The organism is Bacillus sp. SRB_331, from assembly GCF_003264175.1.
Lineage (GTDB): Bacteria > Bacillota > Bacilli > Bacillales > Bacillaceae_G > Bacillus_A > Bacillus_A mycoides.
Window position 1 is genome coordinate 96,375 of sequence record NZ_NADV01000031.1, and the last position, 17,176, is coordinate 113,550.

At 35.5% G+C, this 17,176-nt stretch carries 13 protein-coding genes and 2 pseudogenes; 6 read left to right on the forward strand and 9 right to left on the reverse strand.

The window, feature by feature from the left end:
- Nucleotides 1-142: 142 nt before the first annotated feature.
- Nucleotides 143-1,324: a YhgE/Pip domain-containing protein gene (locus tag B5P42_RS21820; RefSeq protein WP_113735210.1), complete on the reverse strand. Its 1,182-nt coding sequence runs from the start codon at nt 1,322-1,324 to the stop codon at nt 143-145.
- Nucleotides 1,325-1,495: 171 nt separating this feature from the next.
- Between B5P42_RS21820 and B5P42_RS21825 the strand changes: the two are divergent.
- Nucleotides 1,496-2,120: pseudogene (locus tag B5P42_RS21825) on the forward strand (TetR/AcrR family transcriptional regulator).
- Between the two features lie 68 nt (nt 2,121-2,188).
- Here B5P42_RS21825 and ppsA read toward each other — a convergent pair.
- The 3 genes from ppsA to B5P42_RS21840 all read right to left on the reverse strand — a co-directional run bounded on the left by ppsA (nt 2,189) and on the right by B5P42_RS21840 (nt 6,529).
- Complete coding sequence (gene ppsA, locus B5P42_RS21830) at nt 2,189-4,795, reverse strand: phosphoenolpyruvate synthase (protein WP_113735211.1); 2,607 nt, start codon at nt 4,793-4,795, stop codon at nt 2,189-2,191.
- Between the two features lie 130 nt (nt 4,796-4,925).
- Nucleotides 4,926-5,267, reverse strand: a complete 342-nt coding sequence (locus B5P42_RS21835; protein WP_113735212.1) for a YolD-like family protein — start codon at nt 5,265-5,267, stop codon at nt 4,926-4,928.
- A complete protein-coding gene (locus B5P42_RS21840; RefSeq protein ID WP_113735213.1) occupies nt 5,264-6,529 on the reverse strand; it encodes a Y-family DNA polymerase in 1,266 nt (421 codons plus the stop codon). Before B5P42_RS21840 ends, B5P42_RS21835 begins: the two co-directional genes overlap by 4 nt.
- Nucleotides 6,530-7,176: 647 nt before the next feature.
- Here B5P42_RS21840 and B5P42_RS21845 point away from each other — a divergent pair.
- Nucleotides 7,177-7,596, forward strand: coding sequence for a DUF1259 domain-containing protein (locus B5P42_RS21845; protein WP_107886646.1), 420 nt, complete (start codon nt 7,177-7,179; stop codon nt 7,594-7,596).
- A gap of 184 nt (nt 7,597-7,780) precedes the next feature.
- Here the strand turns inward: B5P42_RS21845 and B5P42_RS21850 are convergent.
- The 3 genes and pseudogenes from B5P42_RS21850 to B5P42_RS21860 form a co-directional block, all read right to left on the reverse strand.
- Nucleotides 7,781-8,062: pseudogene (locus tag B5P42_RS21850) on the reverse strand (M15 family metallopeptidase); the annotation flags it as partial.
- Nucleotides 8,063-8,251: 189 nt separating this feature from the next.
- Nucleotides 8,252-9,841, reverse strand: coding sequence for a bifunctional metallophosphatase/5'-nucleotidase (locus B5P42_RS21855; protein ID WP_113735214.1), 1,590 nt, complete (start codon nt 9,839-9,841; stop codon nt 8,252-8,254).
- A gap of 589 nt (nt 9,842-10,430) precedes the next feature.
- Nucleotides 10,431-11,267, reverse strand: coding sequence for an alpha/beta fold hydrolase (locus B5P42_RS21860; RefSeq protein WP_113735215.1), 837 nt, complete (start codon nt 11,265-11,267; stop codon nt 10,431-10,433).
- A 516-nt stretch (nt 11,268-11,783) separates the two neighbouring features.
- Between B5P42_RS21860 and ycaC the strand changes: the two genes are divergently transcribed.
- From ycaC to B5P42_RS21880, 4 genes are all read left to right on the forward strand, one after another.
- Nucleotides 11,784-12,428: an isochorismate family cysteine hydrolase YcaC gene (gene ycaC / locus B5P42_RS21865; protein WP_044440380.1), complete on the forward strand. Its 645-nt coding sequence runs from the start codon at nt 11,784-11,786 to the stop codon at nt 12,426-12,428.
- 195 nt (nt 12,429-12,623) lie between these two features.
- Nucleotides 12,624-13,268 (forward strand): hydrolase, encoded by a 645-nt coding sequence (locus tag B5P42_RS21870; RefSeq protein WP_044441725.1) that lies wholly within the window; start codon nt 12,624-12,626, stop codon nt 13,266-13,268.
- Nucleotides 13,265-13,858 (forward strand): antibiotic biosynthesis monooxygenase, encoded by a 594-nt coding sequence (locus tag B5P42_RS21875; protein WP_113735216.1) that lies wholly within the window; start codon nt 13,265-13,267, stop codon nt 13,856-13,858. Before B5P42_RS21870 ends, B5P42_RS21875 begins: the two co-directional genes overlap by 4 nt.
- 13 nt (nt 13,859-13,871) lie before the next feature.
- Complete coding sequence (locus B5P42_RS21880) at nt 13,872-15,707, forward strand: amidohydrolase (RefSeq protein ID WP_044441730.1); 1,836 nt, start codon at nt 13,872-13,874, stop codon at nt 15,705-15,707.
- Between the two features lie 154 nt (nt 15,708-15,861).
- On the opposite strand, the gene B5P42_RS33420 is transcribed toward B5P42_RS21880, so the two are convergent.
- Nucleotides 15,862-16,053 (reverse strand): DDE-type integrase/transposase/recombinase, encoded by a 192-nt coding sequence (locus B5P42_RS33420; RefSeq protein ID WP_044441732.1) that lies wholly within the window; start codon nt 16,051-16,053, stop codon nt 15,862-15,864.
- A 35-nt stretch (nt 16,054-16,088) separates the two neighbouring features.
- Nucleotides 16,089-16,967 (reverse strand): LysR family transcriptional regulator, encoded by an 879-nt coding sequence (locus B5P42_RS21890; protein WP_044441733.1) that lies wholly within the window; start codon nt 16,965-16,967, stop codon nt 16,089-16,091.
- Nucleotides 16,968-17,176: the final 209 nt, after the last annotated feature.

Sequence of the window (17,176 nt, forward strand, 5' to 3'; positions counted from 1 at the left end):
GCATGTATACAAAAAAGAACAGTAAATACTAGTTCTTCACTCACCTTTAAAACATCGAAAAAGCCTATCTATCATTGAATTATTCCCCTATCGATTTCATCACAAAAAACCGCTTCACTACTAGTGAAACGGTTTTTATTTCTTAAGCATTTAATTCAGTTTTGTGTCCCTTTACCGCACTACGTTTTAAAGCACTTCCTAGTATGATAAACATACTTACTACTCCAATCCAAACGAGCACTGTAGTAGGAGTATCCCAAGTTAATCCTTTCCCAAAGAAGAATATTTCCCTGAGACCTTCTATCATGAATCTCATTGGTAACCAAGAGTAAATCCAATCTCGATAAAACGAGGACATCATTTCAGGCGCTAATGCTAATAGCGGTGCCCCAAAGAAAAGTAATAGAGCGAATATACCTATACCCTTTAGTCCAACTAATGAAAGCACCGCAGAAATCATTAAGAAGAAACAAAAAGAAGTAATGGATAAGAATAAAGCCGTATCCGTGAAATTCGGGATATTTAATCCTACCATTCCATCCGCAATCCATGTAAGACCAAATCCAATTACAAGTGTAGCAATTGCTCCTGTTACTATTTGTTTTAGTTTCAATACGAAGTTCTCTTTTCTTGTACCCACTTGCGTTTTACTTATCGCAATAAAGATAATTGCTGCGCTCGCTAAACTTGCAATCCATAACGGCTGGAATAAAGACATTGGCGAGTTACCGTTCGCACTATTTTTGCCGATTTCATTCACATTTGTCACTTTCTTCGTAATAGGTGTTACTACATTTGAAACTTGGTCTGCTGTTAATGTAGCTCCTTTTGCTTTCAATCCTTCTAATAGTTGTGTACGAACAGTATTGTTCATATTATCAACGATCGCATTTAACATTTGTCCTGCCATAGTTGATGCTGCTGTATTCATTCCTTGATTGATGAATATTTCTACCTCTGGCGAAGATGGCTGTGGTGTTCGTAATGATGCTTGTTTTGTGCTAAAGTCTTTCGGAATAACCAATGCTGCATAATATTCTTGATTATTTAAGCCTTTTTGAACTGCTTCTTTATTTTGCACTTCTACCCACTTTACCGCAGGTTCTTCCTCTGATTTTGATGTCTTTTTCATATTATCAACAATCGTTTGCCCCATATTCATCTTCGGTTGATTCGGAATTTCTACTCCTTGATCCTCATTTACAATTGCGATTGGTAAGTTTTTCGGCTTAGGTTGAACGGTTGGAAATAATGTTAATGAAAAAATAAAAACAACAAGTAGTGCAATAACTGGAGATAACAATAAAAGTTTGTTTTTAAACATTTTCTTTTCTCCTCCTTTAATTTGATTTATAATAACCAACAACGTGTTGTTTATTTATATTTCGAATTATATGTTTAAGTTAAACCTTATACAATAATCAAAATTCGTGAATGTGTCGGTTATAAGACACTTTCTTTAAATGTGTTGGAAAAAATTAAGGAGGGACATGCTTTGCGCAATAGTAATTTAGATTTACGTGTTGTTCGTACGAAAACTGCCATACGAAATGCATTGGTGGAGTTAATTGAAGAAAAAGGTTTTGACGCCATTACAGTGAAAGATATTACTACGAAAGCAAACATAAATCGTGGTACATTTTATACACATTACCAAGATAAATTTGATTTAATGACAAAATGCCAAGAGGAAATTATGCATGAGTTTTCTAACATTGCCAAACAGAAATTCCCGGAAGTTATTGCTGAACTTGGATCAAATCCTTCTCCGACAACGCCGTTTGTACTTATCACTTCTATCCTTGAATTTCTAAATGAAAATAGTGATTTTATGAAAGCTGTACTCAGCCCAAAAGGGGATTTATCTTTCCAAACAAAACTGAAAGACTTTATGTGGAAAACACTAAACACTATTTGAAGATACAAACGGTGCTCTCATTAATAAGGAAAATTTACTCGTTCCAAGCGAATACTTAGCTTCTTATATGGCATCTGCTCATATAGGCGTCATTCAACAATGGTTAAATAATGGACAAAAAGAAAAACCGGAGGAAATTGCTCGTATTTTATCAACAATCGCCGTTCATGGACCTTTCTATGCAGCTGGCTTAAAGAAGTGAGCTGTTGCAAAATAAAAAGATCATCCACTACATATAGCGGATGATCTTTTTATTCATTTGAAGCACAACTACAGTATCTCGATATACCCTTCCGTTCCATGTACCCGAATTCGTTGACCGTCTTTTATTAGTTTCGTAGCATTCTCTACTCCGACGACTGCTGGTAATCCATATTCACGTGCAATAACTGCTCCATGTGTCATGAGCCCACCAACTTCGGTGACTAACCCTTTTATAGACACAAATAACGGTGTCCAGCCAGGATCAGTAAAGGCAGTAACTAATATATCTCCATCTTCTAAATTCGCTTCTTCCATGTTTAAAATAACGCGTGCTCTTCCCTCTATAACTCCTGAAGAAACAGGCAAACCTACAATCGCATCTGCTGGGAGGTTTTCTCGTTTATATTTACCTGTAATGATTTCTCCATCAGACGTCATAACGCGGGGAGGCGTTAGTTTTTCATATAATTTGTAATCATTTTTTTGTTTATGAATAAGCTCGTAATCTAGTTTATTCGTAAGGACAACTTCGTGAAGTTCTTCAAAAGTTAGATAGTATATATCTTCTACTTCATCAATAACTTTATTTTTCACGAGTTGCTCGGCTTCTTTCAATATTGCCTGCTTATATATGAAATAGCGATTAATCATACCGTATTTTGGATATTCACGATAACCGATAAAATTCCGGATGTTACGAATCATTCGCTTCGTCTCTTCTACTTTTTGTTTACCATCCGGCAAATGCTGCAATCGATCTACTAACTCTTCTTCTTTTTGCAAAGCTTCTTGCAACCCTTCTTCAAACTTCCGTTTACTAGCGCCAGCTTCAAAGTCTCTTATATTATTTAAAATCATTGGGATAATGGTTGTTGGCTTTTCACTCCAGCGCGTTTTCGTAATGTCGATTTCTCCGCTGCATCTCATTCCGTATTTATTTAGAAAAGTTAGAATGGCATCTCGAGCTTTTTCTCCGCCTTTAAATTGAACTAATTCATCTAAAAAGTTATCATTTTCTACATGTTGTAAATACGCAATAACTTCTGGATATGGCCGAATCACATCAGCAACATCGAGTAATGCTAGCCCCATTTCAGACGTAATATTGTTTTGTACTGATTGAGAAAGTGTGTCTGCTGCATTCTTTTCGCCTAACCATTGCTCCATTTTTTCATTGATCCATGTTGAAGCATCCATACCTGCCATAATGACAGCCATACTTTGCGGATGAAATAATATTTTCTTTAATTGCTGCATATCTTCCAAAATAAAATCAAGTACATCCACCCCTGATTTCGTTTGCATGTTTCGTTTTAACTCTTCAATTGATGCTTGATTCATTTCTATTAAATCCGTAACGATTGCTGGATTGTTTTCGACTTGTGGTTGCGAACTTGCAGGTGGTCCACTTTTACCAACACTCTTTTCTTTTTCATCATCTGGTAACAATGTAATAAAATCATCTCGCTCGACTACAGTCGTTAATGCATCTTTAATAAGCGGTTCCGAATTCCCTATCATATTTAATAAAAGTTCTCTACTAGTAGGCGAAGCCAATCTTTGTGCGACATCAACAAACAACCTTCCTCCAGCTTGAAACCTCTGTCCAAAAGATGTTAACTGGAATAAAGACATTCCTAATGGCTTCAAGGGATCGGTCATCATTTGCTGGTGACCAACCGATACATACACATGATTTTCCCCATCATTTACTTCTGGTATTGGATATAAAGTCGTGATTGGGCGACTTTGGACAATATAAAATGTATCATCCACTAAACACCATTCAATATCTTGCGGACAACCAAAATAAGCTTCAATCTGTCTTCCAATCTGTGCTAGTTGTAAAATTTGTTGTTCAGACAATGTTTGAATTTTTTGCTGAGCCAGATCAACCTGTTTCGTCTCCGTTCCGCCCTCTTTTAAAGCATAAATAGCTAATTTTTTAGTTGCAATCATCTTTCCAGTAATTTCGCCTTCTTTTACTTTATAATTATCGGCAGAGACCAGTCCTGATACTAACGCCTCACCAAGTCCAAAACTGGCATCAATTGATACTACCTTTCGGTTAGAAGTAACCGGATCAGCAGTAAATAAAATTCCCGAAGCCTCAGGGAAAACCATTTTTTGAACGACAACACATATAGAAACTTGATTATGTTCAAAATCATTTTGCATGCGGTACATAACTGCTCGCTCTGTAAATAAAGAAGCCCAGCACTTTCTTACATGCTGCAAAATCGCTTCTTTTCCGATGATATTTAAATACGTATCTTGTTGACCTGCAAACGAGGCATATGGTAAATCTTCAGCAGTGGCACTAGAACGCACTGCATAAGCATGTTCATTTCCAAAACGAGAGAGATAATGAGCTACCGCTTCCGCTACATCAGAAGAAATTTCTACTCCCATAATGGTTTCTCTAATCTTCTTACTGATTTCACCAATTTGATCTCGGTCCTCTATTTTCAACATTGTTAGTTGATTCAATAAAGCTTGAAACACTTCATTTTGTTCGATGGCTTTTTCGTATCCTATCGTTGTAACACAAAACCCTTCTGGCACTTGTATCCCTTGAATATTTGATAATGCCCCTAAATTCAATCCTTTTCCGCCAACGAGCGAAAGCTGCGTTTTTTCTATTTCCTGAAAATCGAGAACGAAAGAACTCATTTAACATCTCTCCTTACTGTGCATGTGTTCTTGATTGTAGCAGTAGTAAATGAGAATAAACAGTCTATTTTGAACTTGATTTACATGATATAATTAAGTTAGGAAGAGATGATTTTTTATTTCTCCCCCTCTAATTCACTTCAATTACATCAACAAACTTAAACATCCTTTGATTATGAAAAGCATCGGTACAAGTAATCGTCTTATTTAATGGATTTATATCAGCTACTGTTATGTAATTTTTATATAGATAGCCCTCTTTATAATATGTAAGTAAAACCTCTTCTTCACCTAAATATGAAATTAACAGCTTATTTTCAATCCTTTCTTTTGCATCTTGCGTTAAAATTGGACGCGGGACTTTTGTTTGCTCCTGTATCATTTCTTTAATACAGACGAACTGCTCTGGCATACTAGCAAACGGTTGCCACTTTACCATTCCTCTTCCTTTTGGCATATTAGCATTTCTCACGATTTGTGCCCTCCTAATAATGTGTTTCTGTATCTTGCTGTTGCGACGCTTGTGTAAGAAATCCCACGTAAAATACTGTTCTTACCAAATCGTGTTCGAATTTCGTCCATAACCTTCGTTAATCTCATTTCTTTTTCTCTTTGTATAATGTTATCGAAAAGCGAAATTTGCTCTTCTCCTTCATGTATTAAATTTGTTAAGGAAAGACTTATCGAGCGAATCGGCTCTCCTGTATGCCGTTCGTATAAAAAATATGTACAAACATTATAAATATCCATCGTTAAATTGGTTGCTCTATTTAACGTATGTGCCTTTCTTATTCCCCCACCATATTCCTTGCTATACCCGACTGAAAAATGAATCGTTTGCGCGTATTTCTTTTCCCTTCTCAACCTATAACAAACTTCTTCTACATGCTCTAATAAAATAACGATGAACTCTTCTATCGAATAATCCCGTAATAATATTTGGCTTTTCGCTATAGATGTTGTCGCTGGAACGTATTTCTCTGCTATTCTGCTAAAATCAATCCCGTTACTATGTAGATGTAATTCTTCCCCTATTACACCGAAAGATTGCTTTAAATATTTCAATGGATACTCTGCTAGTTCTCCAATTGTATGTATACCTTTTCGATTCAGCTTCATTTCCGTTTTATACGATATACCCCAAAATTTACTGAGTGGTCTAATACTCCATAACTTCTCGGGTATATCGTCATATGTCCAATACGCTATTCCATCTTTATTCTTTTTCGCTTCCACATCCATCGCTACTTTACTCAATAATAAATTCGGTCCGATACCAATCGTACTTTCGATCCGTGTACGTTCATATATTTCTCGCTTGAACTTTAAAGCAAACTCGCACGGATTACTCGCAAACAAATGAATACTTGCAGTCATATCCATAAAAAACTCATCAATACTATATTGGTGAAAATCTTCCGGCGCAACATACTGTAAAGCTAAGCCTGTTATGTAAGTTGAACACTTCATATACGTATGCATAATGGGATTCACAATAATAACATCTGGCCGCTTCGGTATTTCATACAACCGTGCCATTTTCTTAATTCCTAACGCTTTTAATGGCGGTGTTGCCGCTAATACGATTGATCCACTGCGGTTTACATCTCCTACGACAGCCAATTTTGTATATCGTGGATCAAGTCCTTTTTTTATACATGACACGCTTGCATAAAAGCTACGAAGATCTACACATAAAATAATGCGATTCGGTAAAAGAGAATAATCATACAAGGTTATCACTCCCAACAAAAGAACGTTTGTTCTTATTATATACGAACTAACGTTCTTTTTGAAGGTATTTTCATGAAAATTTCGGTTAAAATAACCGTTATTAAAATCTTTTTAAGAAAAACTTAAAAAATTTCCCTCTATATTCATAAGAACTATTTTCTATACTTAAAAATGTAAATAGATAAAAGGAGAAACAACTGAATTCTTCGTGAATAAGCACAGTATTTTAGAACCCATTCTTTAGTATTCAAAAAATTCCTGTATTTAAATAAATATTTTCATATTAGGAATATACTTATATAAGAAAGACTTATTTCGAAAAAGAATACTATTTAGTAGTGCTTTTTTATAGAAAATAAAATATTATTGGTTATTTTCTCAACGTTGTTTTTCTAGTTTTATCATTCAAATTTAGACACATATTTATCTAACCTACATAAACTAAAAGCGTATAATTGCATACTTTATCTATTTTTTATAACAATATCTCGAACGGACTATCATGAATCATAAATTTAATAAATCGGATACATTAATCTTTTTCAAGAAAGATTGTTTATCTGTGTTTTCCTTCTTTAAGAGAGACAGCAATTTCCCCTAATCGAATCTCTAATTACATAATTTTGTACGAGAAAGGAATTGAATTTATGCACAACTTTAATTTCATTTGTGAACAATTTGCTACAATACTTAAAGGGAAAAGTAAAATAAGTCATGTTGGTTGTTCGGTGTCTTTTCACCGCGATTTTAGAGTGCTTGTACAAGGAAAACCAAGTACCTATGTAGTACCCGCCGGAGTAAGTTTTGAATCGTTGGATCAAAATGGTGATGCATTAAATTTAGGCGAAATCGCTGTTCTACAAGAAGAGATTCCTGCATTTATGAGTTCCATTGTGCAACAAGGAATTATTGTTAGTGCTTTACATAATCACTGGCTGTACATGAATCCCTTAATTATGTACATTCATATCCAATCGGTAGAGCCCCCATTACATTTTGCAAAAAAGTTGGCGAATTCTTTTTTGTCCTTAAGTAGCTATCCTATCGCTAATAACGAGGGACATTAATTGGTGTTTGGGATGTATTTACATCTTATATTTCCCATATGTGTGAAGATAATAAAATCGTTTCACTTTGTACCCAAAAATAAAAAAGACTGCCTAACAAATTTTCAGATAGGCAGTTGTTCAAGTTAGGAAAATAAAGTATCGTACTGTTTTATAAACAAAAATATGTTAATCTACTTCAGCTTTATTTTCTCTTATTCATATATTCTTCTAAAGTTAGTTTTTCCTTGTATATTTTTTCAGCAACATCCCCTACATAGCGAATGTGCCAAGGTTCATACGCATAAACAGTTATATTTTCTTTTTCCCTCGGATAACGAATGATAAATCCCGCACGATGCGCATTTTCTTTCAGCCATTTCCCTTCCTTAGTCTTAGCAAACGATAGCTCTAGTTCATTATTTGCACTTTTTGAAGAAACATCCATCGTTAAGCCTGTTTGATGTTCGCTATGTCCTGTTTTTTCAAAAAAGGACTCCCTGTACGTTCAAGATATCGACTTTTGTTTACTTCATTGTTTTCGGCACTCTGCATCTAGACGGTATATCCATTGGCCACGGTAAGACGCTATTTCAAATCCACAAAAAATAGATTACCTGCACACTAAAAAGTATAGCGCACAGGTAATCTAGTTGTTTTTAAGATTAATAAAAAACTAATTTATTCTTTGAATTCTTCCATCAATAATAGGTTGAATTGGTTCTGTTGCTTGTTTTATATAATCTACTAATGCTTCAAAATCAGTTGGTCCTGTTTCAGCATCTTTCCCGTTTTTAAAGGACACAAATCCATCTCCTCCTGAAGCTAAAAATGCGTTCGCAACGACGCTGTAAGTTTTAGAAGGAATAATTTCTTCTCCATTTGTTAAGCGAATACTTGTTACTTTTTCTCCATTAGGCTTGTTCGCATCCCAAGTGTATTGGATCCCTGAAATTTGAAGCATTCTTGTTATGTCTTTTTGCCATTGTTGATTTAAAATATCACGAATGTCTTGACCCGTTAAATTTACTTTTATTAATTGATTTCCGAATGGTTGAATACCATATATCTCTCCCCATGTAATATCACCAGCATCTAAGTCATTACGAATACCACCAGGATTCATAAGAGCAATTTGGGATTGCATTGTTGTACGCTGGGCATCAGCAACTAAATTTCCGAGAGTAGATTCCCCAGACATATTTAGTTTGCGATCTAGTGGAGCAATAGATTTACCTACAACTTCATTGACAAGAGGTGCAATTTTTTCTTGATATTTCTCCATCTTCTTCTTTATTTTTTTATCAGGCTCTATGCCTTCATGGTAAGTTGTAACAATTTCTGCTATCTTCTCAACAATATCTTGTGTCTTACGATCAATCTTTACATCAACATCAGCAAAAGCCATACCATAAGAATTTGCTTGTACGACAAGTTTATTATTAACAGTTCCATTTACATAGGTATGGCTATGCCCTCCAAAAATAACATCGACTTCTGGATCAGTCTCATTTGCTAATCGGACGATATCACCATTTGTTACGCCGTTCCCATCTGTTGTACCTCCGTTATGCGCAAGAACAACGATAGATTTAACGCCTAGTTTTTTTAATTGCTTTACGGATTTGTTAATAGCTTCAACTTCATCTGTAATTTCCACATTCTTTAGCATAGTAGGCATAACAAGGTTAGGAACATCCGTTGTTACGACTCCGATAAATCCAACAGGAACTCCTTGTACCTTTTTTATAGTGAATGGTGGTAAAAATAAACGACCAGTGGATTTATTATAGAAATTTGCGGCAACATATGGGAATTTTGCTCCTTTAAAATTTCCTGTTTTCTCATGGTACCCACCATAAATAAGGCGGTTCATTTCCGCAACACCTTCATCAAATTCATGATTTCCTATAGTTCCAACATCGAATTTCAAATCATTTAGAAATTCAATCGTAGGTTCGTCTTGTAATAATGCTGAAACAGGAGTACTTGCTCCAACAACATCGCCAGCATGTACCTTTAATGTATTCGGATTTTGTTTTTCACGATCACGTAAATAAGCTCCTAAGTACTCAATTCCCCCTGCATCTTTATTGTTAATTTTTTTTACAGTGTCTAGTTGCCCATGAAAATCGTTAATACCGAGCATTTGCACATCTATGTAGCGGTTTGGTTCTGTACTTGCTTGGGCTGAAGGCGCAGCAAATACACTAGTAAAAGTAACTGTACTTAGTGCTAAAGCAACTGGAATAATTTTTTTTAACATAAAATTTCTCTCCCCTAATTAAAATCTGACATAATACGATGTTATTTTAATATATTAAGAGAATTATTTCTATAAAAATTCAACTAATTATAAAAATTAATAAAATTTTATTGTTTTCTGACAAAATATTTCTTCCTCAAAAATGTGAAGGTGTAAAACGACAATTTTTAGAGGGAGATGATTATTTGTAGGCTGTAAGCCTACACTTTTGGATTAGGATATAAAGGCCCCCACTCAACTTAAGAAACTTCACTACCCAAAAGAAGAAAATGTGCATTTCTTTATTTTGAGGATTATTCAAAATATTATCTTGATAGTAATACAGCAATCCACCTAAGAGACCTAAAAAACTCTAATTAATACATTTTTGCTGTTAAGAAGAATATTCAATTCGAAACTAATGAGTATATATCAACCTAACATCTCAATATCACCATTTAAAAATGAATAGAAATTTCATAATGGAAGATTACCGTTGTGCACTACTCCTAATTTAAAAAGATACTCCTGGATTTATCCAAGAGCATCTTTTATAAAGCTTTATTTTTACTTGTTTATAATTTATCAGTTAACAATTATATAGTTGTAATCAGTCCTTTAAAAATAATAGGAGTGCTTCATTAAATTCTTTGGCATGCGTTGCATTTAGCCCATGTGGACCACCCTTTATTAACGCTACTTTAGAATTTGGAATTGCTTCATGTGTTAACTTCCCACTATATTCAAATGGTACAGTTGCATCTGAATCACCATGAATAACAAGGGTAGGTATATTAACCTTGGCTAAATCGCCTCTGAAGTCTGTTTTGCTGAAAGCAGCGATACAATCTAGTGTTCCTTTAGGTGATGCACCCGCAGCGATATCCCTATTATAAAGTCGAAATGGTTCACTAACTAAGTCAGTTCGATCTTCAGCAGCAAAAAATCCTTTCGTAAACTCATCAAGGAATGCTAGGCGATCACTTTTTACTCCATTTTCAAATCCTTGAATTGCTACATCATCTAATACCCCCTCAGGATGATCTGCTGACTTGTAAAGGAATGGTGGTACAGCTCCTGCAAATACAGCCTTCTCTACTCTATTGGTTCCATATTTTCCAATATACCGAGCTACCTCGCCTCCACCCATAGAAAAACCAACAAGTGTGACATTTTGAAGCTCTAAATGTTCTAATAGTTGATGTAAATCAGAAGTAAGGGTATCATATTCATACCCTTCCCACGGCTGAGATGATTTTCCAAAGCCTCGACGATCATATGTTATAACTCTGTATCCAGCCTCAACAAGAGCGGGAACTTGGTATTCCCAAGATCGACCACTTAACGGCCAACCATGAATTAGTACAACTGGTTTTCCTATGCCATGATCCTCATAATATATCTCAATTGGTGCTTGATTTTCGGTTCCTACAGTAATTTTCGCCATTCTTCTACCTCCAAAAAATATTTTAATATATATCCTTTTCTTCAATAATCCGGATGAATCTCCTAACCTATTTATGCGTGTTTATGTTGTTAACTCTAAGCATGAAACTCTATTGTTCCAATGAATTCATTCTCTGTTTATGGAACAATTCCCCATCTAATAACTTTTTCATCACAAAATAATTGCTGAATATTCCTCATATTCAATTCTAATAACAAAAATAGGTGACTATCAATACTGTTCTATCTATAGAATGTATAGGTAAAACCAATCAATTTTATGGTGAAAATAACTATAGTCACCATCTATCCGAATTATAGATAATTTAGAATTGATTAATGAATCGGTTTTCAAATACTATAAATTTGTATAGCGCTTCATATTCTGTGAATGCTGTTATAACTAATATTATCTTTCAGCTTAGTTACAAACTAATCGTAACAAACGAAGAAAATCATGATAATATTCGACTATTTAAACTTTCTTCGATTACTTAATTTTTAGGAGGAATACATAATGGCTGATCTCTATTCTCGTATTAACAAAGATGATGCTGTCGTTCTTTTAGTAGATCATCAAACTGGTCTTATGTCCGGGCTAGTACGTGACTATGGTGTTGATGAATTCAAGAACAATGTTTTAGCTCTTGCTCACACTGCTAAGTTTTTTGATTTACCAGTTATTTTAACAACAAGCTTTGAAAACGGACCTAACGGACCTTTAATGCAAGAATTGGTTGATCTCTTTCCTCACTCACAAAAAATAGCTCGACCTGGACAAATTAACGCATGGGATAATGATGATTTTGTAAAAGCAATCGAAGAAACTGGAAAAAAACAACTTATCATCGCGGGCGTAGTTACGGACGTTTGTGTTGCTTTCCCGGCACTTTCCGCTATAAAAGCTGGATATGAAGTATTTGCTGTTACTGATGCTTCAGGAACTTTCAGTAAACAAGTTGCAGATGCTGCCAATACTCGTATGGCACATAATGGCGTGCAACTTATGAACTGGTTTAGCGTAGCTTGCGAATTACAACGCGATTGGCGCAACGATGTCGAAGGTTTTGGCAATTTGCTTGCTAGTAATCTTCCAGGCTATCAAAATATAATTGGAAGCTATATGGGAGCTCAGCGAGATCTTAGTAAACAAAATGCATAAATGTATTTCAAAGAAATAGCTTTAAATCACTTTCAAAAAAATGGATAGTATAAATTTAGTGCTGATTAAATCAGCACTCTCTTTTAAATTAAAAAGTATAGTAAAGCTTTTATTTTTACGATTACAGCTTATATTGACAGAAAATACATTACTTTCAAAATTTAATCTTAAATAATAAAAAAGGAGCGTTTTATTATGAGTAATTTAGAATTGTTAAACCCGGAGAACAGCGCCTTAATCTTGATTGATTTTCAGCCTCAAATGACTTTTGGTGTTGCAAGTATTGATAGACAAACATTAATTAATAACGTTATGCTGCTTGCTAAATCAGCAAAAACTTTTAACGTACCTACTATTCTTACTACAGTTGAAACACGCAGCTTTTCTGGTTATTTTTGGCCACAAATTCTTGACATATTCCCAAACCATGAAATTATAGAACGTAGTTCAATGAACTCTTGGGAAGATCCAAAATTTGTTGAGGCAGTTAAAGCAACAGGTAGAAAGAAATTAATATTTGCAGCACTTTGGACTGAAGTTTGCCTTGCATTCCCTGTGCTTGAAGCAATTAAAGCTGGATATGAGGTTTATGCAGTTGATGATGCTTCAGGTGGTACTAGTTTGACAGCGCATAACGCTGCTATGCGTCGTGTAGAACAAGCTGGTGCAATTCCAGTGACAGCGATTCAAGTTTTACTTGAATACCAACGCGACTGGGCACGCAAAGACACTTATGATGCTGTAATGGAAATTGTAAAAGAACACACTGGTGCTTATGGTCAAGGCGTAGAATACGCATATACTATGGTGCATGGCGCCCTTCCAAGCAGGAAAATATGAAACAAGAAGGAGTAGCTGTCGGAGAGACTCATACAGGGAACACGATGGATGCTGGCGATCCAGTAACAACGATTGTTACATGGGAAATTCAAGAAGGTAGCGAAAAACAGTTTGAAACATGGAGACATGAAATCGAAGCTGCTGCTACTATATTCCCAGGGCATTTAGGCGTAAATCTAATAGTCCCCAATAACGAATCCAGGGAGTATACTGTTATTTTTCGTTTTGATACGTATGAGCATCTACGTGCTTGGCAAGAATCAGATGTTCGTCGAGATTTGTTAAAAACGGCAGAACAATTTCAAGCTACTAATCCAACTTACAAAACTGAAAGCAGTTTGGCTTATTGGTTTGTTACTCCGAAAACGCCAGTTCCACCGCCAAAATGGAAAATGTCTATTGTTACCCTTCTGGGTGTATGGCCTCTTAGCATGTTAGTTCCTAAAGTGATAGGACCTATAATAAAACATATGGATCCTATTATGTCAGCCTTTTTTGTTTCTGTATGTATAGTGTCCTTGCTATCATGGGTAGTTATGCCGATTTTCGGTAAATTATTTCATCCATGGTTACAAAATAATAGGAAGTAGACGAGGTGTGAACATGAATTTACCGGATATGATCTTATATAACGGAAAAATTACTACCCTTGATCCCTCTCAACCTGAGGTATCTGCTATCGCCATAACTGATGGTTTAATAACTGCAGTAGGTGGAGATGAGCTTCTTGATAGTGCCACAGAAAAAACAAAAAAAATAGACCTTAAAAGAAAGAGAGCTATTCCAGGCCTGAATGACTCTCATATACACGTTATTCGTGGCGGTCTTCATTATAATATGGAATTACGATGGGAAGGTGTCCCTTCACTTGCCATTGCTCTCGAAATGCTCAAAGAACAGGCAAGGCGTACACCTGCTCCTCAGTGGGTAAGAGTAGTTGGAGGCTGGTCTGAATTTCAATTTAAAGAGAGACGGCTGCCAACTTTGGAAGAGATTAATGCTGTTTCTGAAGACACACCTGTCTTTGTGCTACATCTTTACGATAGAGCACTTGTAAATCGTGCTGGGCTGCGTGCACTGGGATACACAAAAGATACCCCAGACCCTCCAGGCTGTTTAATTGAGCGGGATAAACAAGGTAATCCAACGGGCCTTTTAATTGCGAATCCTAACGCTTCTATTCTTTATTCAAGTTTGGGTAAAGCTCCAATACTTAATTTTGACGACCAGATTAATTCAACTCGCCATTTTATGCGCGAATTAAATAGATTAGGTATTACAAGTGCCATTGACGCAGGTGGCGGTTTCCAAAATTATCCTGATGATTACAAAGTTGTTGAACATTTAGCCGAGAAGGAACAATTAACTTTGCGTATTGCTTATAATCTATTTACGCAAAATCCTAATCATGAATATGAAGACTTTGCTTCATGGGCAAAAATTGTTTCTCCAGGTCAAGGAAATGATAAGTATAAAATGAATGGTGCCGGAGAAATGTTAGTATTCTCGGCAGCCGATTTTGAAAAATTTCAAATGCCACGGCCCGAACTAGCTACGATGATGGAAGCTGACTTAAAGAAAGTAATTTCTCTATTGGTAGAAAACCGTTGGCCATTTCGTTTACATGCAACTTATGACGAGTCAATAACACGTTTCTTAAATGTATTTGAGGAAGTCAACAAAGAAATTCCTTTTAATGGTCTACGATGGTGGTTTGACCATGCAGAAACAATCTCAGATCGCAGTATGGAACGTGTTAAGGCTTTAAATGGCGGTATTGCCATCCAAGACCGCATGGCTTTTCAAGGTGAATACTTTGTTGATTTATACGGAAAGGAAGCTGCAAAGCGTACTCCTCCGATTTATCGTATGTTAGACCTGGGTATACCTGTTGGTGCCGGTAGTGATGCAACCAGGGTTTCTAGCTATAATCCTTGGGTTGCTCTTTACTGGATGGTTGCCGGAAAAACCATTGGTGGTCTTTCGATATACGATGAAAAAAATAAACTTGATAGAAAAGTAGCCCTGGAATTATATTCAAAAGGAAGTGCATGGTTCTCTGGTGATGAAGGTAAAAAGGGAACCCTTGCAGTAGGTCAGTTTGCTGATATTGCTGTATTGTCTGCCGACTACTTTACTGTGCCAGAAGAAGAAATCAAAGACCTTGAATCATTACTCACCATTATGGGTGGGCAGGTTGTTTATGGAAATGATGAATTTAAAAATTTATCACCTGAACTGCCGCCAGCATCACCTGATTGGGCACCGACGGGAGTTTATGGTTATGGTGGTGCTAACCTAGCCCACACTATACTTTCTCACGATGCCCATGATCACAAGTTACATAGTTGCAGTAACCCTCTCCATCAACACACTCATACTGTAATAGGAAAAGATGGAACTAAATGGGGTATTGGTTGTACTTGCTTTGCTTTCTAAGTCAAAACCACCGGTATAATGCCGGTGGTTTTCTTTCTACAATAAGGGTTTGGATCCGAAGACGGATCCAAATAGTATTGGTATTAAGATCATAATGGTAATATGGGCTCTATGTAGATTCGAAATAGCAGTATATCCCTAACGAAATCTATTACTATGCAATAAGACCGAATAGTTGATTGATTAACTTGATTTGTTTTTTGACAGACTTCTTTCCTTGCAAAGTTTGTCCTTTTTCCCTTAAGTAAAAGTCAATGGTATTCCCATTTAAATCGGATACACCACACATATAAATCCACTGCCCTTTGACTTTAATATAGGTCTTATCCCAAGAATTATGTATCATTTTTAATTCTCACACTATAATCATTATTGTTTCTATTATACTGATACTTTTTCAGGCTCATTTAACTTCTGCATAAAGATACGTGCTGCAAAACTTAAAAATTTATCATCAAAGTGAATAAGATTAATATCCTGACTTGGTGTCGGATCAGTAATACGAACCATGCTCAAATTATCATTATTAACAAAGTCAACCAGTGAAAGAGGTATTATGGCAACCCCATGTCCATTGTATACAAGGCTCAATAGAGAAATAGAAGATTTTGTTTCTATGTTTGCTTCAGATAAAGATAACCCTAAACTCTCAGAATATATCTTAATAGATTCACGACAACTACATGAAACCATTATTCTACTGAGCCCTGCTAATTCTCGAAAAGAAACAAATGATTTTTCATTCAAAGGATGGTTTTTTGGAATTACAAGGACGAGCTCTTCGCTATACAAAAGGGTGCTTGTTAATGTGTCTGGAATTTGAGCACTACGTGTGATCCCTAAATCAATATTTTTGTCAACGATTTGATTTACAGCAACTTCGGACTCTATAATTTTTACTACAATGTTGGGATAATGTTGTTGAAACTTCATAATATAAGGTGTTAAATAAGTGAGATCCTCTAATAAACCTCCTATAGTAATCACACCTCTTTTTACACCCTTTAATTCAAAAATTTCATTATAAACGTCATCAAATTGTTGCATGATAAATTTTCCTTTATCAAATAGCAGCTTACCCGCTTCAGTCATTTTGATCCCTCTTCCAACTCGATGAAACAAGGGTGTATCAAGTTCACCTTCTAAAACACGTATTTGTTGACTTAAAGTCGGCTGTGAAATACCTAGAACTTCCGCAGCTTTAGTAAAACTATTATTATTACAAACTTGAATAAAATACTCTAAATGACGTAATTCCATTCTTGATACCCACTCTCCGCTTTATGAAAGATTTATAATGAAAAGGACGATATGTATACGTTATACATAACAACTATCTTTCCTACTATATCAATTGCAATTACATGATTTATTCATTTTGTATTACAATAAATTTACTACCATTTATTAATTTTTCCTCCTATTTATTTAACTTATATTTAATTAGGATATTACTAAACAGAAATAAT